The organism is Streptomyces sp. NPDC057900, from assembly GCF_042887885.1.
Taxonomy (GTDB): Bacteria; Actinomycetota; Actinomycetes; order Streptomycetales; family Streptomycetaceae; genus Streptomyces.
The window spans coordinates 16,773-38,823 of the sequence record NZ_JBHVOI010000005.1; the positions used below are offsets into that span (position 1 = coordinate 16,773).

Sequence of the window (22,051 nt, forward strand, 5' to 3'; positions counted from 1 at the left end):
GGCGCCGACAAGCAACAGACGGTGCGTCGCCGACTGGCGGCAAACTGCAACCGGATGTGATGAGCAACCGGTTGCACAGTACTACGCTGTCAGCATGCCGCAACCAGTTGAGACGGGCCTGCTGCCCGTGCCGCCGGGGAAATCGGGCTGCCCGATCAACCTGACCGTCGAGCTGCTGGGCGACCGGTGGAGCCTGGTCGTGCTGCGGGATGTCATGTTCGGCGGCCACCGGCACTTCCGGGAGCTCCTCGCCCACTCGGTCGAGGGCATCGCGTCGAACATCCTCTCCGCCCGGCTGTCGAAGCTGGTGGGTGCCGGCCTGCTCACCCGGCACGACGATCCGAGCCACCGGCAGAAGATCGAGTACCGGCTCACCGAGGCGTCGATCCAGCTCGTTCCGCTCATCACACAACTGGGCGACTGGGGCTCCCGCTGGCTGCCGACCGTGCCCGAGCTGTCGATCCGTGCCCAGCTCCTCGCTCGCGGCGGCCCCGAAATGGGCGAGAGGTTCATGGACGAGCTCCGCGCCACCCACCTCGAAGGCCGTCCGCGGCGCACCGACGGCGTACTGGCCGAGCTCACCCTGGCCTACGAACGCGCCGTCGCCGAGCGTGCTGCCCCTGGCGGTGCCGTCTCCGAAGGCTGAGAGAGCCGGGGAGAGAGCCCGGGGGCGCAGGTGTCAGCGGCCGTCGGCGGGGCGGTCCAGCGCGTAGACCGTGACGGGGTTGCCGTTCAGCTCCTCCTGCCTGCGCGGCGTGAAGCCGAGGCGCTCTGCCACCTTTACCGATGGCGCGTTGCCCGGCCGGATGAGGGCGGTGAAGTAGTCGGCGTCCAGCGTGGCGAAACCCCAGTCCAGGCACGCCCGAGCCGCCTCGGTCGCGTATCCGCGCCCCCAGTGCTCCGCCCGGAAGGTCCAGCCCAGCTCGACCTCGTCGAACTGCTGCCAGTACTGCAGACCGCTCCGGCCGATGAACTCGCCGCTGGACCGCAGCTGCACCGCGCACAGGCCGTGCCCCCGCTCGGCCCACTGCCGTTCGATCCCGGCGAGCCGTTCCAGCGCCTGCCGGTGGGAGTAGGCCCCGACGAACCGGTTGACCTCGGGATCGGCGTGGAGCTCGACGAAGGCGTCGGCGTCCGACGTCGTCAGGGGGCGCAGGGTGAGTCGCTCCGTCTCGATCATGCCCGCGAGCGTAGTTCCCTCACCCGTTCGGGTGCGCCCGGGTGGCCGCCCCCTCAGGTGCCGACCAGGGTCGGTCTGACGTGTAGTTCCACCGGCCAAGGAGTTCCCATGGCACAGTCAGCGCCCACACCGGGTACGTCCCGTTCGCATGCCACAGAGCCGGGGGGCGGCAGCCCCTGGGCGGCCGGCGGGACCATGTTCGCCGGTGTTCTGCTCATCGTCGACGGTGTGCTGGAGGCGATCAAGGGCATCGCCGGAATCGCGACCGACGACGTCTACACGCGGGTCAACAACTACGTCTTCAAGTTCAACGTGACGAGCTGGGGATGGATCCACCTGGCTCTCGGCATCCTCCTCTTCCTGGTCGGCTGGGGCATCCTCCGGGGCTTCGGCTGGGCGCGCGGCATCGGTGTGGGGCTCGCGGCGCTCAACATGATCGCCAACTTCATGTGGCTGCCCTATCAGCCGATCTGGGCAGTGGTCTCCCTCGCCATCGACACCTTCGTGATCTGGGCCCTGTGCACGGACCGCTCGAAGCCGGTCATCTGACAGTCGCCGGGCGCGGTTGGTAGCCTCCACCGATGACATTGATCTTGGAAGAAGCCGTCCGCGCCCGGCTGCGAGCCGCCAACATCTGGTACGTCGGCACCGTCTTCGCCGACGGAGCGCCGCAGGTCAGCCCGATGTGGGTGGACCTGGAGGGGGACGGGGAGCTGGCGTTCAACACCTCGGCGGGCCGGGTGAAGGAGGAGAACCTGCGCCGCGACCCCCGCGTCTACCTCTCCCACGCGGATCACGACGACCCCTTCGACCGGGTGCAGATCAGCGGTGAGGTGGTCCGCTTCGTGGAGGGCCAGGAGGCGCACGACCGGATGGACCGGCTCGCCCGCAAGTACCTGGGCAGCGAGCGCTTCGAGTGGACCATGCCGGGGGAGCGGCGGATCGCGGTGATCGTCCGCCCGGTCAAGGTGCGGCACATCGTGGGGGTGGAGCGGTTCAGGCCGGGCGGCCCGGTACCCGCTCCCTGACCGGGCCCGGGGGCCGGCACGTGGCTCTGTGGGCACGTGGGGCCGTGGATCCGTGTGCACCTGGATCCATGGGTCCGTGGATCCGTGTGCACGTGGATCCGTGGATCCGTAGGCGTTGTCAGTGGGGCGGTCCACACTTGATGTATGTGCCGCAGTATCAAGACCCTTCGCCCGCCGTCCCTCCCCGAAGAGGCCACGGAGGAGGACATCCGCGCCGCCGCCCTGCAGTTCGTGCGCAAGGTCTCCGGCTTCCGTGCCCCGGCCGCGCACAACAGGGAAGTCTTCGACCGTGCCGTCGACGAGATCGCCGCGTCGACCGCCAGACTGCTGGACGGTCTGGAAGTGCGGGGAGGTGTCAGGACGCCGTAGGGACCGAGGCCGGGGCGGCAGCAGCGGCCGCGGCGGCCGCCGCCGCGGGGCGCCGCATCAGCAGCGCGGCGAACGCGCCCGCGACGAAGAGCGCGAGGACCGAGATCGCCGTGCCCAGCCAGCTCGCGCCGAGCCACTGCGCGCCGAAGTAGCCGAGCCCCACGCTGTAGCCGGCCCAGGCCACGCCCGCGACCGCGGACCACGGCAGGAATTCCTTCGCCTTGCGGTGCGAGGCGCCCGCGCCCAGGGAGACGACCGAGCGTCCGGCCGGGGCGAAGCGCGCGATGACGACGAGGACGCCGCCGCCCCGGTTGAGCGCCGCGCCCAGGCGTTCCTGCGCGGAGGTGAGACGGCGGGAACGGGCGATGGCTGCCTCCAGCCGTGCACCGCCGCGCCAGGCGAGCCGGTAGGCGGCGAGGTCACCCAGCACGGAGGCGCTGGCCGCGCAGAGGATGAGGACCAGGAGCGAGGGGACCTCGGTCACGTGACGGGCAGCGCCCGCGGCGTCGGCGGCCACCGTGCTGGTACCCGCGGCGGCGGCCGTGGCGGCGGTGATCACGAGGACACCGCTGGGCAGCACGGGAAGGAAGACGTCCAGAAGCACCGAGAGGGCGACCACAACGTAGATCCATGGGCTGCCGGTCAGCGCGCCCACACTCTCCAGCACTTCTACTCCCCGATTCGTGACAACGCCGCGACGTCGCAGGGGAGCGGCAGGAGCGGCAGGGCCAGCTGTACAGCGTACGCCTGCCGTTCACCTGGAGATCCAGATATATGCGTGATGTTGGGCACCTCATGTGTATGTCACATGAGCGTCGACCCTCACTCGTGGATGCCTCGACGTTCGGTCCATGCGGTGCCTGAGCTGCGGCAGGCGCGTGCGGGCCCGGTGGCCCGCACGCGCCCCGTCCGGGTCAGACGGCGACCGGGGCGGCCGGTTCGGGGGTGCGCTCCTCGACGGGCAGGGGAGCGGAGCGGGCGGTGAACAGCCGGTCCAGGGCCAGGGCGCCGGGACCCGTGAAGACGAGCAGCAGGAACACCCAGCTGTAGACGGCGGACGGCTCGCCGCCGTTCTGCAGCGGGAAGAGCGCCCCGGACTGGTGGACGCTGAAGTACGCGTACGCCATGGAGCCGGACGAGATCAGGGCCGCGATACGGGTGCCGAGGCCCAGCGCCACGAGCCCGCCGCCGACGAGCTGGATGACCGCCGCGTACCACCCTGGCCAGGTGCCGGCGGGTATGGATCCACCACCCATGGCGCCGCCCAGGACGCCGAAGATCGAGGCGGCACCGTGGCAGGCGAAGAGCAGGCCTACGACGATTCGGAAGAGCGCGAGAGCGTAGGGCTGGGCCTGATTCAGGCGTGAGTACATGGGGGGAGGCTCCTTCGGTCTAGTGGGGACGTGAACCGACTGAGCACCACAGGTTAGGTAGGCCTCATCAGTACTTGCAAGTTCAACGTTTAGTTGACTGGCTGAAAGTCGATGACCCGTCATTGGTCAGCCGGCGATCAAATACCGTCTGGAGCTGGGCCCCTGTCCTCTTCGACTTGGCCTGAACCAATGACAGCGCAGCTTTCCGGCCATGCAACGTAAGTGTCATCAGCTGATTGCCGAACCATGGCCCGTCCGTCTTGTGCCACTGAACCGGAGCTGTACCAGTGCGCCCGTGCCGGGCCAGCAGCCGTCCGAACCGTCGCCCCGCCCGGCTCCAGCCGAATCGGAAGGCACCCTTGAGTGGGCCGGGGATCGAGTTGTGCACGGGAGAGCAGGTCAGTTGCAGGACGCGGGCTGCCGGTGCGCCGTCGGGGGCTCCGGCGGGCCAGGCGGGTTCCGCGATGTACGCATGGTGCACATCGCCCGAGAGCACACATACCGTCGCCGGGGCGTCGGGTCCGCTGCCCACCTCCCGGATCAGCTCCGTCAACTGCCCGAACGAATCGGGGAAGGCGGCCCAATGCTCCAGGTCGGCGCGTTGTCGCAGGTATTCGCCGACCCGCGCCCAGCGGCCGTCCGGGCCGCCCCGCTCGCCCCGGCACAGCGCCGAGCTCCACTGTTCCGCTTCGTGTACCAATGGAGGCAGCAGCCACGGGAGCGATGTGCCGATCAGAACATGGTCGAAGGAACCGGGCCCGGAGAGCATCTCCTCGCGCAGCCACCGCATCTCCTCGGGATGGATCATCGCCCGCCGCGATTCGTCGAGGACCCGGGCCGCGCGGCTGTCCACCATGAGCAGCCGTACTCGGCCGAAAATGCGTCGGTAGCTCCAGCGGGTAGAGGTGGGGTCCGCGTCGGCCCCGGCCGCGAACCGGCGGACCTCCTCCGTGCCGTCCGGGGTGGCGTGCACCGCCGCGTAGAGCGGGTCCGCCGCCAGCTCGGCGGGGGAGAGGTTGCCGAGGTGCTGATAGACCCAGTACGACATCAGTCCGCTGACGATCCGCTCGTGCCACCAGGGGGTGGAGCGGATCTCGGTGAGCCAGGCGGCGCTGGTGTTCCAGTCGTCGATCACATCGTGGTCGTCGAAGATCATGCAGCTGGGGACCGTGGAGAGCAGCCAGCGCACCTCGGGGTCGCGCCACGACTCGTCGTACAGGCAGGTGTACTCGTCGTAGTCCGCGACCTCCGCTCCCGGCGGCTCGTTCAGATCGCGCCGCGCCGCGAGCCGCTGCCGGGTCTCCCGCGACGTCTCGTCCGCGTACACCTGGTCGCCCAGGAGCAGCAGGACGTCGGGGCGTACGGCGTCGGGCTCTGCGGCGAGCCGGGCGGCGAGGGTGTCCAGGGCGTCCGGCCCGACGGGGTCGGACCGGACCGACGCGTGTCCGCCGGCGGGGGGAGCCGCCCAGCGGCAGGAGCCGAACGCGATCCGGACCGTCGGCTGTCCGGCGCCCTCACTGCCCGAACCGGCCGCGCCCGCCTCGCCGTCCTCACCCGCTCCGTCGCCGCCGGTGGATATCGGCGGGGTGGTGATCGTGCTCGCCGGGAAGGGGTGGTTCTCCGGCGGCCACACCCGGCGGTCGTCGAGCAGTACCTCGTACGCCGTGGTGGAGCCGGGGGTCAGCCCGGTCACCACCACCAACGCGTAGTGGTGACCGGAGACCGCGAAGGTCGGGGACGAGCCGGAGGCCCCGTCCGCGCACCGGATCACGGCCGTGCACGGCCGGTCCGCCTCGACCCAGACGGTGGCGGTGGAGGCGGTCTCCCAGTCGACGTACCGCAGTAGCGGTCCCAGGCGCAGCCCGGCAGTCATGTGGTGCTCCTCGCGTCGTTCCGTACGGACGGATCCGTATGGCCGGTTCCGTACGGGGTGTTCGTACGGCGGGTTCGTACCGTACGGAACGACGGGGGAGTGCGGGGCGGTTCCGGAGTCGCGGGTCAGCGGTCCGGCCGCCGTTCAGTGATCGTTCAGCAGCCGTTGAGCACGGACTGCAGTGCGGCCTTCTCGGCCGAGTCGACGGTCAGGTCGTAGTAGTGCTTCACGTGCACCCAGGCGCGTGCGTACGTGCACTTGTACGCGGCACGCGAAGGGAGCCACTTGGCCGGGTCCTTGTCGCCCTTCGACTGGTTGACGTTGTCGGTGACCGCAATGAGTTGAGGGCGCGTCAGGTCATTCGCGTAGGCCTGACGTTGGGCGGTGGTCCAGCTGGAGGCGCCGGACCGCCAGGCCTCGGCGAGGGGGACCATGTGGTCGATGTCCAGATCGGAGGCGGCGGTCCAGGTGGCCCCGTCGTACTCCGAGTACCAACTGCCGGTGACGGCAGCGCAGCTGGAGTTCTGTGTGACGTTCGTGCCGTCCCGCTTCAGGACCACTTCGCGGGTGTCGCAGGCGCCGGACTGGGTGATCCAGTGCGGGAACTTGTCCCTGCTGTAGCCGTCGGAGGAGCCCTCCGCCTGTACGGTCAGCTGGCTCAGATAGGTGCGGGCGGTGGACGCGGCCACCGGTGTGGGCATGGCGGCCTGGGCGCTGGGAGCGGTGAGCAGCCCGGTGGTTGCGGCGAGGGCGGCGGATGCGGCGAGGACGGCTATGCGACGCGCGTAGACACCTGACATGCGAACTCCCTTGATGTGGGGGGACCTTGACCCGGTCGTGCGGAACGGCCCGGCCATCGTGGCGGCGCCAGGTTTCCGTGGGGTGGGCGCCAGGTAACAGAGTGGCGACATGGGCACGTCACATCAAGGGTTCTGACGAAGAGGGCAGGAGTGCGGGGGCGTACGCAAGTGAGTGCGCGGGCGTACGGAACTGACGGGACGGCAGGTCCGGTCCGGGAGGCGGCGCCTCGGGGCGGCCGGATCGCGCTCGTCGTCGTACAGCGGCTCGTTAGGGTGGCCGCGTGCTGCTACCGGTCAACATCACGCTCGGGGTCGTGCTCGCCCTGTTGCTCGCGGCGGCCGCGGCCATCGCCGGTTTCGCCTCGCTCGGCCGGTCGCGGCAGATCGTCCTGGCCGGACTGCGGGCGGCGGTGCAGCTCGCGGCGGTCTCCTCGCTCATCGGCTGGGTGGTGCACGCCTTCGCGCCGACGTTCGCGTTCATCGCGTTGATGTTCGGCGTCGCGGTGTGGACGGCGGGTCACCGCGTCACCGGAAACCGCAGCTGGAAGTGGGTGGCCGTGCCGATCGGGGCGGGGGTCGTGCCGGTGGTCGCGGCGCTGCTGCTCACCGGGCTCGTGCCGGTCCGTGGCATCGCGCTGATCCCGGTGACCGGAATCCTGATCGGGGGCGCCCTGACCGCGACGGTGCTCGGCGGGCGGCGGGCGCTCGACGAGCTGGCGACCCGGCACGGGGAGGTGGAGGCGGCGATGGCGCTCGGCCTCCCGGACCGCGACGCGCGGCTGGAGATCGCCAGGCCCGCCGCGTCGGACGCGTTGCTGCCGGGGCTCGACCAGACCCGGACGGTCGGGCTCGTCACGCTGCCCGGTGCGTTCGTCGGCATGCTGCTGGGCGGCGCCTCACCCGTACAGGCGGGCGCTGTGCAACTGTTCGTGCTGGTGGCGCTGATGGCCGTACAGGCGGCGGCCGTCGCGACCGTGCTGGAACTGGTGGCGCGGGGACGGCTGCACCGTGCCGGGACGGGGGCGTCGGCCACCGGGCGCTGACGTGCGGCGGGGCCAACCCCGGTAGGGCGCCAACCCCGGCAGGGTTGGCGCCCTGCGGGCTACTGGGCGTCGCTGATGTGCAGCAGGATCGATCCGTCGGCCGCCGCCTCGACCCGGATCCGCGTCAGGTCCTCGACGTGCGCGTCCGGGGAGAGCGCCGCCGCGCGCGGGCCCACGCCCACGACGCGCATGCCCGCCGCCCGGCCGGCCGCGATGCCCGCCTCGGAGTCCTCGAAGACGACGCAGTCCGCCGGGTCGAAGCCCAGCCCGGCGGCGCCCTTGAGGAAGCCCTCCGGGTCCGGCTTGCTGGCGCCCACGCTCTCGGCGGTCACCTTCAGCTCGGGCATCCGCAGACCGGCCGCCGTCATCCGGGCCTGCGCCAGGGCCCGGTCGGCCGAGGTGACCAGGGCGTGCGGGAGCGCGGCGATCGCGTCCATGAAGACGCCGGCGCCGCCGACCGGGACGACGCCGTCGGTGTCGGCGGTCTCCTCCGCGAGCATCACGCGGTTGTCCGCGTAGTTCTGCTCCACCGGGCGGTCCGGGAGGAGTACCGCCATGGTGGCGTACCCCTGCCGGCCGTGGACCACCTTGAGCGCGGCCTCCGGGTCCAGTCCGTGCCGCAGCGCCCAGCGCCGCCAGCAGCGCTCCACGACGGCGTCGGAGTTCACCAGGGTGCCGTCCATGTCGAGCAGCAGGGCGCGGGCGGTGAGAACGGTGGCCGGCATGGGCGGGCTCCAGGGCGGGGTGACGGTGCGGGGACACGTGAGGCCCCGGGAAAAGAACACGGGAAAGAGAACAAGCGGCCCCCGCCCGCCGGTCAGGGAGTGCGTTTGGGGGCCACTTTGTTCCATCACGATACAAAAACCTGCCGGGGAAAGCCAATCCCTGACGGGGTGTGGGCCGGGGTGGGGTAGGGGCGGAAGAGGCTGGGGAGGTGGGTCAGTAGCGGCCGTGGCCCGTCGTGATCGCCTCCAGGGCCCGTCGGGTGTTCGGTCCGTAGACCCCGTCGTCGTCGCCCTGGATGTACATGTACCGCTGGTAGCGGTGCACGGCGTCCTCGACGCGGTCCGTGTAGTCGGCGTCGGGGGTGCTCATGAACAGCCCGATCTCCTGGAGCCGCCGCTGTAGCTCGGCCACCTCCGGGCCGTGGTCGCCGCGCCGCAGCGTGCCGCCCTCCGCCGACAGCGCGGGCGGGTCCGCCGGTGCTGTGCTGCCGGTGTCCGCCGTGCCCGCCGCGCCCCCGGTGGACGCCGGGGAGGACGCGGTGACCGGGGCCGAGGGGCCGGTGGACGCCGACGCGGACGCCGAGGCGCTCGCCGACGGTGACCCGGACCCGGATGCCGAGGCGGACGCGGACGCGCCGGCGGAGGCGGACGCGGATGGCGAGGCCGACCGGGACGGCGGCGCGGAGGCGGACGCCGTCGTCGAGGGTGACGGTGCGGCGCTCTCCTCGGGGAGGCTGGTCACGGTGGAGGGCAGGACCGCGTCCAGATCGGCGTCCCCGTTGCCGTCCCCGTTGAACAGCCCGCCGACGAACGCCGCCGTACCGACCACCGCCGCGACGGCCGCCCCCGCGGCCAGCGCGGCGAACGGGCTGCGGCGGCGCGGCCGCACCGGATCCGGCTCCAGGTCCGTCGTCGGGGCCGAGGTGTCCGGGTGGCCGTCCGGAGTGCGGGGCCCGGCGCTCCCCGGCAGCGGGTCGGACCCCGCCGCGCTGAGGAAAAGGGGCATCGTCGTGGCCGCATCAGCCACATCGCCCACACCAGCCACATTGCCCGCATCGGCCACATCCCCCGCATGGCCCTCCGCCGGGTATCGCGCCGAGCCGCCCCGGCCGACCGCAGCCCCCTCGATTCCCGCAGCCCCCGCGGCCTCCTCACCCCCCAGCGTCACGTACGGCCGGATGCGCAGTGGGTCGAAGTCCTCCGCCGCCGCGAACTCGGCCGAGCGCCCGGCGTGGTGCTCCTGCACGACGCGGTGCTGTTCGGCCGCCCGCTGTTCCTGCGTGACGTAACGCTGTCCGTCGTCCCACGGCTGCCCGGCGCCGCCCCGGGGCGCGCAGCCGCAGCCCGGTCCGGTGCCGGGTCTGCTGCCCGTACCGCACTCCGGGCAGATATGTCCGGTCATTGTGGGTCCCCTCCCCTTGAACTGCCTGCGATTATGCAGCCCGCCGCCAGGAAGCCCAATCGTGCGGCCCCTCGGCAGGCCATAACCGCTCAAAGCGGACAGGATGGGTGTCCAGCGGATCCGAGGAGATGTCACATGGCCCAGCAGTTGAGCCCCCCGGCCCCGGCCCCGGGCGAAAACCGCTCCACCCGGTCGGTGCTGGTGGCGATCGGCGCCCTGCTCCTCGGCATGCTGCTCGCGGCACTCGACCAGACCATCGTCTCCACCGCGCTGCCGACCATCGTCAGCGACCTCGGCGGCCTGGAGCACCTGTCATGGGTGGTCACGGCCTATCTGCTGGCCTCGACCGCCGCGACCCCGCTCTGGGGCAAGCTGGGCGACCAGTACGGGCGCAAACGGCTCTTCCAGATCGCCATCGTCATCTTCCTGATCGGCTCCGCGCTCTGCGGCATCGCCCAGAACATGCCTCAGCTGATCGGCTTCCGCGCACTCCAGGGGCTCGGCGGTGGCGGTCTGATCGTGCTGTCGATGGCGATCGTCGGAGACATCGTCCCGCCGCGCGAACGAGGCAAGTACCAGGGCCTCTTCGGAGCGGTGTTCGGCATGACGAGCGTGCTCGGGCCGCTGCTCGGCGGCTTCTTCACCGAGCAGCTCAGCTGGCGCTGGGTCTTCTACATCAACCTCCCCATCGGCGTCATCGCCCTCGCCGTGATCGCCGCCGTGTTGCACATCCCGGTCCGCCGCACGAAGCACACCATCGACTACCTGGGCACCTTCCTCATCGCCTCGGTCGCCACCTGCCTGGTCCTGGTCGCCTCGCTCGGCGGCACCACCTGGCCCTGGGGCTCGGCGCAGATCATCGGCCTCGCCGTGCTCGCCGTGCTGCTCCTGATCGCCTTCGTGTACGTGGAACGGCGCGCGGCAGAACCCGTACTGCCGCTGAAGCTGTTCCGGATCAGGACCTTCAGCCTCGTCGCCGTGATCAGCTTCGTCATCGGCTTCGCGATGTTCGGCGCGATGACCTACCTGCCGACCTTCCTCCAGGTGGTGCACGACATCTCGCCGACGATGTCCGGTGTCCACATGCTGCCGATGGTGTTCGGCCTGCTCCTCACCTCGACCGGGTCCGGCCAGATCGTCAGCCGTACGGGCCGCTGGAAGGTCTTCCCGATCCTCGGCACCGGCATCACGGCGATCGGCCTGCTGCTCCTCCACCGGCTCACGGAGACCAGCAGCACCCTGGAGATGAGCCTCTACTTCTTCGTCTTCGGTGCGGGACTCGGCCTGGTGATGCAGGTCCTCGTCCTGATCGTGCAGAACGCCGTGAGCTACCAGGACCTCGGCGTCGCCACCTCCGGGGCTACCTTCTTCCGTTCCATCGGCGCCTCGTTCGGTGTCGCCATCTTCGGCACCATCTTCACCAACCGGCTCACCGACAAGCTCGGTGCGGCGCTCAACGGGAGGGCCCTGCCGCCCGGGGTCAGCGCGGACAGCCTGTCGGCCGACCCGCGCGCCATCGGCAAGCTGCCGCCCCCGCTCCGGGGGCCGGTGATCCACGCGTACTCGACATCGATCACCGACGTGTTCCTGTACGCGGCCCCCGTCGTCCTGATCGCCTTCGTCTTCGCCTGGCTGCTCAAGGAGGACAAGCTGCGGGGCTCGGTGACCGCCCCCGACCCCAGCGAGACCCTGGCGTCGAACCCGGTCGAGCGGTCCTCGTACGACGAATGCGCCCGCGCCCTCTCCGTCCTGGCCACCAGGGAGGGGCGCCGCGAGGTCTACGTGAAGATCACCGAGAAGGCCGGGCTCGATCTGCTGCCCGCCGCGAGCTGGATGCTGCTGCGCATCAAACGGCACGGCACCGTGGAGCCCGCCCGGCTCGCCGAGATCGCCCCGGTGCCGCTGCGCGTGATCAGCGAGGCGTGCCGGCAGCTGGAGGAACGCGGGCTGGCCCGCCGGGTGGGCGTGCAGCTGGTACTCACCGAGCCCGGCGCGGAGGCCGTGGTGAAGCTCTCGCACGCCCGCGAGGAGTCCCTTGCAGAGTTGCTGGGTGACTGGTGGGGCCCCGACCGGCCGACCGACCTGGTCGCCCTCGTCTCCGAGCTGACCGCCGAGACGAGCGGATCGAGCAAGGAACGGCCGCACAGCCCGGAACCGAGGCGCGACCACCAGGCCTGAGCGCGCGACCACCAAGGCCTGAGCGCCGGGGGCCCGTCACACGGTGGCGCCTCAACCAGACCTTCGTCAGGCTTCCAGCTCCTTGGCGAACCAGTGCTCCGCGTACTGGTTGCGGTGGTGGAACGCCGGGACCTCCCGGTAGCCGTGCTTCGCGTACAGCCCGCGCGCCTCGACCAGGTCGTTACGGGTGTCGAGCCGGACCAGCCGGACGCCCAGGGCCCGCGCCCGGTCCTCGATCGCCGCGAGCAGCAGCCCGCCGCCGCCCGTGCCGCGCGCCTCCGGGCGTACGAACACCCGGGTGAGCTCCGCGACCCCGTCGCCCGTCGCGATCAGCCCGGCGCAGGCCGCCGCCCGTCCGCCGAAGCGGCCCACGACGAACTCACCGGTCGGCGGGACCAGCAGCTCGGCGCCGTCGTCGGTGAGCCCCTCGTCGATCTCCTCGGCGGTCGCCGGCCGCCCCCAGTAGCGGCTCGCGACCTCGTCGTAGTAGTCCCGCCGCAGCAGCGCGCCATCGGGGGAGTCGAAGGGTTCGGGGGTCACGGTCCACGTCATTGGGTCATTCTGTCTTCCGCACGGATGTGCGGAAAACGATTTGTGTGCAGGGGGCATCGGTGGCACAGGAGACGGGATCGACGATGGAGGCCGGGGCCGTCCAGCGGCTCGGTGAGCGGTGGATACGGGAGCTGGCCGGGCCGGGCGGCGGGAGCTTCGTGTGCTCGCCGGCCGGGCTCTGGCTGGCCCTGGCCGTGGTCGCGGCGGGCGCGCGCGGGGAGACCGCCGAGGAACTGCGCGCGGTGCTGGGGGTGGCGGAGCGGCAGGCCGCCGACGCGGTGACGGCCCGGGTGCGCGAGCTGGCGGCCACCGAGGCGCTGGGGGTGGCGACCCGGGTGTGGACCCGGGTGCCGGTCTACCGGGAGTACCGGGAGGCGCTGGCGGACATCGGGTTCGGGCCGATGGACACCGCCGGGATCGACGCCTGGGTACGGGAGGCCACCGGCGGCCTCATCGAGCGGCTGCCGCTGGACATCAGCGACGACATGCTGCTGGTGCTCGTCAACGTACTGGCGCTGAAGGCGCGGTGGGACGAGCCGTTCGATCCGGAGGAGACCTGCGACCTGCCGTTCACCGACGCGGCCGGGGCGCGGCGCGCGGTGCCGACCATGTACACCACACGTGCGCCGTGGGACGGCTGGACGGTGCGTGGCACCCAGGTCGTCGAGCTGCGCTGCCGTACCGAGCGCCCCGGCGGCGCCCCGGCCAGGGTCCGGCTGGTGCTGGGGGAGCCGGGCGCGGGAGCGGCCGACGTACTGCCCGCAGGCTGGGCGCCGCAGTCGCTGCGCACCCCGCTGGACACGGACGTCCTGAGTATCGCGGTCCCGCGATTCACCCTGCGTACGAACGTTCAGGTGACCGAGCAACTGGCGGCGCTCGGAATCCGGGTCGCGACGACTCCCCGCGCGGATCTCGGGTGGATCTCGCCCGAGCCGCTCATGATCTCCGAGGTGGTGCAGGAAGCCGTGGTGAAGGTCGCGGAGGAAGGTGTGGAGGCCGCGGCGGTGACCGTCATGGCCGCACCGGGGGGCGCGGCGCCCGTGCCGGAGCGCTACCTGCACATCGCCTTCGACCGCCCGTTCGGGATCGTGGTCCTGGACGGCAGCGGCGAGGTCCCGCTGTTCACGGGCTGGCAGGCGGACATCCCGGCCGGGGAGGACTGAGCCCGGCGCCGCCCGAGCTCAGCGCAGCGGCGGCGGCGCCATGACCGGCGGCGGCGGTGTCACCGGTCGCCGCCGCCGGGACCGCGCCACCAGCAGCACCGCCGCGACCACCAGCGCCACGGCACCGAGCAGCGTCAGCACCCAGGCCGGAACGGGCCCCACGGTCAGCAGCTCGTCCCGGTAGTACGTGGTCCGGTACGGGGTGTCGGCGGCCGTCGCCCGCAGCTCGTGGTCGTCATCGATCCGCTCGGGCCGGGGGAACGCCTGGCTGATCGCCGTGAGGAACACCGGCTTCCCGCCCGTCAGCTCGTCCAGCGCCGGGTACGCGCCGCCGTCCCGCCCGGTGTCGACCCGCTCCGCGTAGGTCACCTCCGGTTCCAGCCCGCCGATCCGGCCGCGCGGCTCCATACGGTGCGCCGCCAGCACGTACAGCCCCAGCGACTGCGGTGTCGTGGCGAGCCGGGACAGCCGCATCGGGTAGACCGGCTCGGCACTGGCGAAACGCAGCCGCAGCGGGTCGAGCCGGCCGAGCAGCGGACCGCCCTTCTCCTGCGGGGCGAGGCGGATCGCCACGTACTCCCACTTCCGCTCGACATAGGGCCGCAGTGCCGTCGACAGCCAGTCCGGGAGCTCGAAGCCGTTCTCCGTCAGCCAGCCCTCCAGGGCCGTCGGATCGGTCGCGGTCAGCCGGGCCACGTCGAACGGCCCGAGCCGTTCCCGGCCCACCACCCCGACCGGTGCGGCGGCCGAGGGGGCGGCGGCGGAGTCCCCCGACGCGTTGCCAGAACCGCCGAAGGGCCAGTCGTCGGCGTGTGGCCAGAAGTAATGCCTGGTCTCGCGGACCGGCGCGGTGAGGGTTTCGAGCTCGGAGAAGAGCGAGGCGTCACCCAGCTCGACCGTGGCACGGTGCGGCACCGGCATGATCCACGCCGCCTCCGGCGCGTTCCCCCTGACGGTGAGCTGCATCACTATCTGCTCGGCGCCGCCCGACCAGCTGACCACGGAGGTCTCCCGGTCCACCGAGACCTGGCTGTTCGGGTCCACCACCATCGCCCCGCAGCCACAGGCGTACGCCGGTGCGATCAACGAGCCGATCTGCAACGACACCAGCATCATGACGAGTGACAGCGCGCGGACCGCCCAGGCCCGCGCTCCGGCCTCCACCCCTTGCCCCGTCCCCGCCCACCGCATCCCGGCTCCTCCCCCTTACCCGCCCCAGGCCCTGGTCACGGGCTCAGACGTGGGCGGCGGTCCTGTCGGTTCCGGCCGTCCGGCCACGGGTCGGCCGGACCGCCGGACATTCTTTCGGACAAAAGCCGGATGACAGTCAGGCGAAGAGGGGGTTGATTGTGTCTACCTCATAGCGCAATGCGAAGGTTTCACAGCATGCCCGAATCGAGGGTCGGCACAAGACGGCAGGAGGGTCGGCGCAGCGTGGCGAATGCGGAGCACAGTGTGCGCGGAGAGGCGACGGCAGGGACGAGGACCGGGGCGGCCCGAGCTGTTCTCTGGCTGGTTGTGGCCGCGTTGGCCGTACGGCAGATGGCGGTGGTGCTGCGGCAGCCGCCTGGCGAACGGCTCACCGATCTTGAGACCTGGACGGGTGAGAACGGTGTGCTTCATGTGACGGGCTCGCTGTACGACACCGACCGGTTCACCGGCACCCCCTTCGCCGGGCTGGTGCTGAAACCGCTCACCCGGACCGCGGAACAGAGCCTCGGGGTCGCCTGGACCTTCGGTTCGCTGCTGCTCGTCGCCGCCCTCGGCGTCATCGCGGCGCGCGCCCTGCCCGGACCGGTCAAGAGACGCACCGCGCTGTTCGCCGCACCCGTCGCGATCACCCTGCTGATGCTCTCGCTGCCGGTCCGAAACGCCCTCTACCTGGGCCAGACCAGCATCCTGCCGGTCCTCCTGGTGCTCGTCGGCTGCTTCGTCGTCAGAGGCGAGCGCGCCTCCGGTGTCCTGATCGGCATCGCGGCCGCCCTCCAGCCCACCGTCCTGCTGTTCGCCGTGCTGCTCTGGCTGACCGGGAGGCGCCGGGCGGCGCTGACCGGCGGCGCCGCGTTCGCCGCCTGCACCGCACTGGCCTGGGCGGCGATGCCGCACGACTCGTGGACGTACTGGGTGCACCACGTCGCCGGGGCCGGCCTCGGCGACCAGGCCGACAGCCTCGCCAACCAGTCCCTGCACGGCGCGCTGCTCCGGTTCGGCCTGGCGGGCCCGCTGGAGATCGCGCTCTTCCTGGTGCTCGCGGCGGCGGTCTGCTTCCTCGGTCTGCGCCGCGCCGCACGGTACGCCCGCGACGGCCAGCTGCTGCTCGCGGTGGCCGTCACCGGCTGTGTCGTCGTCGCCGTCTCACCGACCGCCTGGCAGCACCAGCTGCTGTGGGTGCTGCTCGCGGTGGTCGGCCGGGTCGGCACCCGGGCCTCCGACCGGATGGTGTGGCCGGCCGTCGTGGTCCTGGTGATCACACTGCCCGGCAAGATGCTGCTGCCGAACATCGAGTCGATGTTCCCGGTACGCGACAACGTGCTGCTGATCGCCGCGCTCGGGGCCGCGTGCGTCGCCCCGTTCCTGCCGCGCACCTCGCCCTACTGGCAGCAGCCGGTCCCCACCGACTACGCGGCCCCCGTCCCGGCCCGCTGGAGCCGGGTGCCGCTGCTGCCGTTCTGGCGGCGGGTGCTCAGCCGGCCCAACCTGCTGCTGGAACTCCTGCTGATCAGGGTCGTCTACTCCGCCTACCAGCACGTCAGGCTGGCCGCGACGGCCGGCCGTGCCACCGCGGAGCACCACGGCCGGCAGATCCACGCGGTCGAGCAGTGGCTGCACATCGACATGGAGCACTGGGCCAACCACGCGGTGGTCAAGGTCGGCTGGCTGCGGGACTTCTTCGACTACTACTACTCGACGTTCCACTTCATCGTGCCGTTGGCGATCCTCGCGGTGCTGTACGTGCGCCGCCCGGCCGACTACCGCTGGGTCCGCAGCTCCATCGGCTTCGCCACGGTCCTGGCCCTGGTCGGGTTCTGGCTCTACCCGCTGGCCCCGCCGAGGCTGATGCCAGGGCTCGGCTTCATCGACACCGTCCACGGCGTCCAGGACTTCGCCAAGCCCGACTACGGCACGCTGACGGGCGTGACCAACCAGTACGCGGCGATGCCCTCGCTGCACTTCGGCTGGTCGCTGTGGTGCGGTGTGGTGATCGTGATGCTCGCCCCGAAGGTCTGGATGAAGCTCCTCGGGGTGCTGCACCCGCTGTTCACGGTCTCCGCGATCATCGCGACGGGCAACCACTGGGTGCTCGACGCGGTGGGCGGGGCGGCGGTGGTCGCGCTCGGCTTCGGGCTGACCTACGCGCTGTCCGGACCGCGCCGGCTCCAGCGGCCTGCGGCCAAGGACGGGGGCGGGGCCGGGGCCGGGAACCCCCTGGAGGCGACGGTGGCCGGAAAGCCGTAGCCGCGCAGGCGGCGAGGAGAGTACGCCTACGCGGCTCAGGTGTTCGCGGTGCTCAGGGCTTCCGTGCTGCTCAGCGCTTCCGTGTTGCTCGGCGGTCGTGCTGCTCTCAGGCGTTCGTGGTGCTCACCTGGAGCTGCTTGATGCCGTTGAGCCAGGCGGAGCGCAGCCGGCGCGGGTCGCTCACCAGCCGCAGGTCGGGCAGGACGTCCGCGATGGCGTTGAAGATCAGGTTGATCTCCATGACGGCGAGGGACTTGCCCAGGCAGAAGTGCGGACCGCCGCCGCCGAAGCCGAGGTGCGGATTGGGGTCGCGGGTGATGTCGAACTTCTCCGGGCTCTCGAATACCTCGGGGTCGTTGTTGGCCGAGGAGTAGAACAGCCCGACCCGGTCGCCCTTCTTGATCTGCTGCCCGCCCAGTTCGAGGTCCTGGGTGGCGGTCCGCTGGAAGGAGACCACGGGGGTCGCCCAGCGGACGATCTCCTCCGCGGTCGTCTCGGGCCGCTCGCGCTTGTACAGCTCCCACTGCTCGGGGTGGGTGAGGAAGGCGTGCATGCCGTGGCTGATCGCGTTGCGGGTGGTCTCGTTTCCGGCCACGGCGAGCAGGATGACGAAGAAGCCGAACTCGTCGGACAGCAGGTTGCCCTCGCCCTCCGCGGCGACCAGCTGGGAGACGATGTCCTTGGCCGGGCACTCCTTGCGCGCCGCCGCGAGGTTCATCGAGTACGAGACCAGCTCCATGGCCGCCTCGGCGCCGATCTCCTCGGTGATCGCGTACTCGGGATCGTCGTACGAAGCCATCTTGTTCGACCAGTCGAAGATCCGGCTCCGGTCCTCCTGCGGTACGCCGATCAGCTCGGCGATGGCCTGGAGGGGCAGTTCGACGGCGATGTTGTTGACGAAGTCGAACGAACCGTCCTCGTCCGCGCCGGCCTGCGCCGTCTCGACGATCGAGCGCGCCCGGCTGCGCAGCGCCTGTTCGAGCGAGCGGACAGCGCGCGGGGTGAAACCGCGCTGGACGATCTGGCGGACCCGGGTGTGCTCGGGCGGGTCCATGTTCAGCATGATCAGCTTCTGGACATCGATCTGGTCGCGGCTGATCGTCTCGTTGAAGCGGATCACCGCGGTGTTGGTGTTCGAGGAGAACAGTTCGGGGCGGGTCGATACGTACTTGACGTCCGCGTGCCGGGTGACGACCCAGTAACCCTCGTCGTCGAAGCCGGAGATGCCGGCGGGCTGGGTGCACCACCAGACCGGCGCGGTCTCCCGCATCAGGGCGAACTCCGGGTGCGGAACCCGCGATTGGAGCAGGTCGGGATCGGTGAAGTCGAACCCTTCGGGCAGATGGGGGCAGGGCATCGGCAGCTCCAGGTCAAGAACGCCAGGTCGGTCCGAGAGTCGTCCGGGCTTTGTCTGACGACCCATCAGAAGTTGCCCGAAAGGTAGTAACGAGTTCTACAACTGACAAGAGGCGTGGCCCGATCTGTTGCGTGAAGCATCCGTGAAACAGGCCGGTTTGTGGTGGGTGCCGACGGTGAAGCATGGGCAAGGTCCGTGCAAGCCTCTTGCGTACCGAGGGTAATCCTCATAAGACTGCATGAAGAACTAGAACGCGTACTAGTTCCTTCCGTGGGCGCCGGGACGCCTCTGCGGAAGTGCGAGGAGAGGACGAGCTCATGGCCGCGGAACCCGTCATCGTCGAAGCCGTACGCACTCCCATCGGCAGGCGCGGAGGCGCGCTCGCCAATCTGCACCCGGCCTATCTGCTGGGTGAGACCTACCGTGAACTTCTCGGCCGCACCGGCATCCACGCCGACTGCGTCGAACAGATCGTCGGCGGCACCGTCACCCACGCCGGTGAGCAGTCCATGAACCCCGCGCGCAACGCCTGGCTCACCGTGGGGCTGCCGTACGAGACCGCGGCGACGACCGTGGACTGCCAGTGCGGCTCCTCGCAGCAGGCCTCCCACATGGTCGCCAACATGATCGCGGCCGGGGTGATCGACGTCGGGATCAGCTGCGGGGTCGAGGCGATGTCACGGGTGCCGCTCGGCAGCGGCTCCAAGCACGGACCGGGCAAGCCCTGGCCCGACGAGTGGAACGTCGACCTGCCCAACCAGTTCGAGGCCGCGGAGCGCATCGCCCGCAGGCGCGGCCTCACCCGCGACAACGTGGACTCGCTCGGCCTCCTCTCCCAGGAGCGGGCGGCCGCCGCCTGGGCGGAGGAGCGCTTCAAACGCGAGACCTACGCGGTCCAGGTGCCCACCACGGAGGCGGAACAGGCCGCCGGACAGGGCATGTGGCGGCTGGTCGACCGTGACGAGGGGCTGCGCGACACCTCGATGGAGGGGCTCGGCGGGCTCAAGCCCGTGATGCCCACCGCCATCCACACCGCGGGCAACTCCTCGCAGATATCCGACGGCGCCTGCGCGATCATGTGGGCGTCCAAGCGCATGGCGCGGGCCCTCAAGCTCAAGCCGAGGGCCCGGATCGTGGCCCAGGCGCTCGTCGGATCCGACCCGCACTTCCACCTCGACGGCCCCGTGGACGCCACCCGCGCGGTGCTCGGCAAGGCCGGGATGTCGCTCAAGGACATCGACATCGTGGAGATCAACGAGGCCTTCGCCTCGGTCGTGCTGAGCTGGGCCCAGGTCTTCGAACGGGACCTCGACGGGCTCGCGAAGGTCAACGTGAACGGCGGCGCGATCGCGCTCGGCCACCCGGTCGGCGCCACCGGCGCCAGGCTGATCACCACCGCCCTGCACGAACTTGAGCGCAGGGACAAGGAGTTCGCGCTGATCACCATGTGCGCGGGCGGCGCGCTGGCCACCGGAACGATCATCCAACGCCTGTAACGTCCCGGCGGGGGATGCCCCCAGCCCGATGGTGCGGTCAGATACACCCTCGGGCGGGGGCGTACGCGGATGTCCGCCCCCGCGACGGCTGCCTAGCGTCAGGGGCATGGAAAACAACGCGAGCAACTCCGCCCGGAAGAACGCCACTCGACGCGTCCTGGCCGCCGCCACCGTCGTGGTCCTCGCCGCCCTCGGCACGGTTCCCGCCGCGGCGGCCGGGCACCAGGCGCCCGGCCGGACCGGGTCCGCACCCGTCACCCAGCGGCACGACACCCGCGGCGAACTCGTCGCGCTCACCCCCGTCGCCCGCCACGACCGGGACGGGGTCGCGGACTTCCTCGCCACGGCGGGCATGGACACCGGCATCGTCAGACACGGCGTTCGCGCCTACCGCCTCACCTACCGCACCGTCACCCCGCAGGGCGCGCCCACCACCGCCACCGGCCTTTTCGCGCTCCCCGAGGGCGGCGCCCACCGGCTGGACCTGGTCTCCGACACCCACGGCACGATGGCCCACCGCGACTACGCGCCCTCCGCCGCCGAGGACTCCGGCCGTTACGCCGCCTACCTGCACGCCTCGGCCGGCCGGGCGGTCGCCGCCCCCGACTACCTGGGCCTCGGGAAGGGTCCGGGGCGCCACCCGTACATGGACACCCACTCCGCCGTCACCGCGTCGCTCGACATGCTCCGCGCCTCGCACACCGCCGCCCTGCGGCTGGGCCGCCCGCTCACCGGCGACGTGTACGCGAGCGGCTTCTCGCAGGGCGGCCAGGTCGCCATGGCGCTCGGCAAGGCCCTGGAGGGCGGCGCGGACCGGCGGTTCACCCTGCGGGCCCTGGCCCCCGTCTCGGGACCCTACGACCTGGAGCACGCGGAGACGCCCGCCATCTTCGACGGCAGGGTCAACAGCACCAGCGCCCTCTTCTACATGACGTACTTCCTCACCGCGCAGAACCGGCTCCACCCGCTCTGGAAGGACCCCTCTGAGGCGTTCCGGGAGCCGTACGCGGACATCGTCGACGGCCTCTTCGACACCAACCACTTCGAGGAGGAGATCATCCCGGCCCTCCCCGCGACGCTGAAGGAACTGCTCACCGACGACTACTACCAGCGGCTCCAGCACCCGTCCGGTGCCCTGCTCGCGGTCATCCGCGCGCAGGACGGCACCTGCGCCTGGAAGCCGGACGTACCGGTACGGCTCTACTCCTCCTCGGGCGACACCGACGTGCCCATCGCCAACGCCCGCAGCTGCGCGGCCGATCTGGCGCGGCGGGGAGTGAGGGCGCCGGTGATCGACCAGGGACCGGCCACCCACAACGAGACCTATCTGAAGTCGGGTCCGCAGATCGTGCGCTGGTTCGACGCCGAACGGGCCCGGCGCTGATCCCGGGCCCGCACGCCGAAAGCCCCGGCCGCATCGCGGTCGGGGCTTTCGGTCATACGCGGACGGAGTCCGGGCCGACTCAGTACCAGCTGTTGGCCTGCCAGAACGACCAGGCGCCGCACGGGCTGCCGTAGCGGGAGTTCATGTAGTCCATGCCCCACTTGATCTGGGTGGAGGCGTTGGTCTGCCAGTCGGAGCCGGCGGACGCCATCTTCGAACCGGGCAGGGCCTGGACCAGGCCGTAGGCGCCGGAGGAGGCGTTGGTCGCGCTCGGGTTCCAGCCGCTCTCGTGGCTGACGATGTTGCTGAAGCACTGGAACTGCGCCTCGTCACCGATCATCTGCCTGGCCGTGTCCTGGGCACTGCCGCCGGCGGACGTCGGCGCGGCGGACGGAGCCGCCATGGCCGAGGTGGCGCCCACGGCCACACCGCCGACGCTCAGGAGGACGGCCGCACCGGCCATGACGGTCTTGCGACGGGCGTTGCGGGGCTTGGCGAGAAGGGTGCTGGCGAACGACACAGGGAACCTAACGTCGGGAACGGTTGAGTCGCCCGCCGGTCCGAATCCTGCCTGGCCCGGTGCTCGTTGACCGCTGTCCGTATCCGGTGGACGCTGCGGTGCTCGGCGACGTCAACCAGTGTTAGCGGCGCCGTTCAACGACCGCAATGACC

The 22,051-nt window shown here is 71.1% G+C and carries 21 protein-coding genes; 10 read left to right on the top strand and 11 right to left on the bottom strand.

Features of this window, described 5'->3' with window-relative positions:
• Positions 1-94: 94 nt before the first annotated feature.
• Positions 95-646, top strand: a complete 552-nt coding sequence (locus ACFVQ0_RS20265; RefSeq protein ID WP_390089861.1) for a winged helix-turn-helix transcriptional regulator — start codon at positions 95-97, stop codon at positions 644-646.
• A gap of 33 nt (positions 647-679) precedes the next feature.
• Here ACFVQ0_RS20265 and ACFVQ0_RS20270 read toward each other — a convergent pair whose 3' ends face one another.
• Complete coding sequence (locus ACFVQ0_RS20270) at positions 680-1,180, bottom strand: GNAT family N-acetyltransferase (RefSeq protein ID WP_390089862.1); 501 nt, start codon at positions 1,178-1,180, stop codon at positions 680-682.
• Between the two features lie 108 nt (positions 1,181-1,288).
• Here ACFVQ0_RS20270 and ACFVQ0_RS20275 point away from each other — a divergent pair, with 108 nt between their 5' ends.
• The 3 genes from ACFVQ0_RS20275 to ACFVQ0_RS20285 all read left to right on the top strand — a co-directional run bounded on the left by ACFVQ0_RS20275 (position 1,289) and on the right by ACFVQ0_RS20285 (position 2,577).
• Positions 1,289-1,729, top strand: coding sequence for a hypothetical protein (locus tag ACFVQ0_RS20275; protein WP_390089864.1), 441 nt, complete (start codon positions 1,289-1,291; stop codon positions 1,727-1,729).
• A 32-nt stretch (positions 1,730-1,761) separates the two neighbouring features.
• Entirely contained in the window at positions 1,762-2,208 is a 447-nt protein-coding gene (locus ACFVQ0_RS20280; RefSeq protein WP_390089866.1) for a TIGR03618 family F420-dependent PPOX class oxidoreductase, read from the top strand.
• Positions 2,209-2,352: 144 nt separating this feature from the next.
• A complete protein-coding gene (locus ACFVQ0_RS20285) occupies positions 2,353-2,577 on the top strand; it encodes a DUF2277 domain-containing protein (protein ID WP_073735839.1) in 225 nt (74 codons plus the stop codon).
• On the opposite strand, the gene ACFVQ0_RS20290 is transcribed toward ACFVQ0_RS20285, so the two are convergent.
• The 4 genes from ACFVQ0_RS20290 to ACFVQ0_RS20305 form a co-directional block, all read right to left on the bottom strand.
• The gene (locus tag ACFVQ0_RS20290) at positions 2,564-3,244 is read right to left on the bottom strand and encodes a DedA family protein (protein WP_390089868.1); all 681 of its coding nucleotides are present in this window, start codon (positions 3,242-3,244) and stop codon (positions 2,564-2,566) included. The genes ACFVQ0_RS20285 and ACFVQ0_RS20290 overlap by 14 nt on opposite strands.
• Before the next feature lie 247 nt (positions 3,245-3,491).
• The gene (locus ACFVQ0_RS20295; RefSeq protein WP_390089870.1) at positions 3,492-3,950 is read right to left on the bottom strand and encodes a DoxX family protein; all 459 of its coding nucleotides are present in this window, start codon (positions 3,948-3,950) and stop codon (positions 3,492-3,494) included.
• An 82-nt stretch (positions 3,951-4,032) separates the two neighbouring features.
• Positions 4,033-5,823, bottom strand: a complete 1,791-nt coding sequence (locus ACFVQ0_RS20300) for an alkaline phosphatase D family protein (protein WP_390089872.1) — start codon at positions 5,821-5,823, stop codon at positions 4,033-4,035.
• Between the two features lie 155 nt (positions 5,824-5,978).
• A complete protein-coding gene (locus ACFVQ0_RS20305; protein ID WP_390089873.1) occupies positions 5,979-6,623 on the bottom strand; it encodes an HNH endonuclease family protein in 645 nt (214 codons plus the stop codon).
• Positions 6,624-6,904: 281 nt separating this feature from the next.
• Here ACFVQ0_RS20305 and ACFVQ0_RS20310 point away from each other — a divergent pair, with 281 nt between their 5' ends.
• Positions 6,905-7,666 (top strand): ABC transporter permease, encoded by a 762-nt coding sequence (locus ACFVQ0_RS20310; RefSeq protein WP_390089875.1) that lies wholly within the window; start codon positions 6,905-6,907, stop codon positions 7,664-7,666.
• Between the two features lie 59 nt (positions 7,667-7,725).
• Here ACFVQ0_RS20310 and ACFVQ0_RS20315 read toward each other — a convergent pair whose 3' ends face one another.
• The gene (locus ACFVQ0_RS20315; RefSeq protein WP_390089877.1) at positions 7,726-8,391 is read right to left on the bottom strand and encodes an HAD-IA family hydrolase; all 666 of its coding nucleotides are present in this window, start codon (positions 8,389-8,391) and stop codon (positions 7,726-7,728) included.
• Positions 8,392-8,605: 214 nt separating this feature from the next.
• Positions 8,606-9,793, bottom strand: a complete 1,188-nt coding sequence (locus tag ACFVQ0_RS20320) for a peptidoglycan-binding protein (protein ID WP_390089879.1) — start codon at positions 9,791-9,793, stop codon at positions 8,606-8,608.
• 135 nt (positions 9,794-9,928) lie between these two features.
• Between ACFVQ0_RS20320 and ACFVQ0_RS20325 the strand changes: the two genes are divergently transcribed.
• Entirely contained in the window at positions 9,929-11,971 is a 2,043-nt protein-coding gene (locus ACFVQ0_RS20325; protein WP_390089881.1) for a DHA2 family efflux MFS transporter permease subunit, read from the top strand.
• A gap of 66 nt (positions 11,972-12,037) precedes the next feature.
• Here the strand turns inward: ACFVQ0_RS20325 and ACFVQ0_RS20330 are convergent, their stop codons facing one another.
• Positions 12,038-12,523, bottom strand: a complete 486-nt coding sequence (locus ACFVQ0_RS20330; protein WP_390089883.1) for a GNAT family N-acetyltransferase — start codon at positions 12,521-12,523, stop codon at positions 12,038-12,040.
• 83 nt (positions 12,524-12,606) lie between these two features.
• On the opposite strand from ACFVQ0_RS20330, the gene ACFVQ0_RS20335 reads away from it, so the two are divergent.
• Positions 12,607-13,686 carry a serpin family protein gene (locus ACFVQ0_RS20335; protein WP_390090720.1) on the top strand — a complete coding sequence of 360 codons (1,080 nt, stop codon included), beginning with the start codon at positions 12,607-12,609 and terminating at the stop codon, positions 13,684-13,686.
• Between the two features lie 18 nt (positions 13,687-13,704).
• On the opposite strand, the gene ACFVQ0_RS20340 is transcribed toward ACFVQ0_RS20335, so the two are convergent.
• Entirely contained in the window at positions 13,705-14,799 is a 1,095-nt protein-coding gene (locus ACFVQ0_RS20340) for a DUF2330 domain-containing protein (RefSeq protein ID WP_390090722.1), read from the bottom strand.
• A 273-nt stretch (positions 14,800-15,072) separates the two neighbouring features.
• On the opposite strand from ACFVQ0_RS20340, the gene ACFVQ0_RS20345 reads away from it, so the two are divergent.
• On the top strand, positions 15,073-17,142 hold the full coding sequence (locus tag ACFVQ0_RS20345; protein ID WP_390089885.1) for a bifunctional glycosyltransferase 87/phosphatase PAP2 family protein: 2,070 nt from the start codon (positions 15,073-15,075) through the stop codon (positions 17,140-17,142).
• A 106-nt stretch (positions 17,143-17,248) separates the two neighbouring features.
• On the opposite strand, the gene ACFVQ0_RS20350 is transcribed toward ACFVQ0_RS20345, so the two are convergent.
• Positions 17,249-18,499 (bottom strand): cytochrome P450, encoded by a 1,251-nt coding sequence (locus ACFVQ0_RS20350; RefSeq protein WP_390089887.1) that lies wholly within the window; start codon positions 18,497-18,499, stop codon positions 17,249-17,251.
• 317 nt (positions 18,500-18,816) lie between these two features.
• On the opposite strand from ACFVQ0_RS20350, the gene ACFVQ0_RS20355 reads away from it, so the two are divergent.
• Complete coding sequence (locus tag ACFVQ0_RS20355) at positions 18,817-19,995, top strand: steroid 3-ketoacyl-CoA thiolase (RefSeq protein WP_390089889.1); 1,179 nt, start codon at positions 18,817-18,819, stop codon at positions 19,993-19,995.
• Between the two features lie 106 nt (positions 19,996-20,101).
• Positions 20,102-21,379 (top strand): alpha/beta hydrolase, encoded by a 1,278-nt coding sequence (locus ACFVQ0_RS20360; protein WP_390089891.1) that lies wholly within the window; start codon positions 20,102-20,104, stop codon positions 21,377-21,379.
• Between the two features lie 79 nt (positions 21,380-21,458).
• Here ACFVQ0_RS20360 and ACFVQ0_RS20365 read toward each other — a convergent pair whose 3' ends face one another.
• Positions 21,459-21,899, bottom strand: a complete 441-nt coding sequence (locus ACFVQ0_RS20365; protein WP_311305910.1) for a transglycosylase SLT domain-containing protein — start codon at positions 21,897-21,899, stop codon at positions 21,459-21,461.
• Between the last annotated feature and the right edge of the window lie 152 nt (positions 21,900-22,051).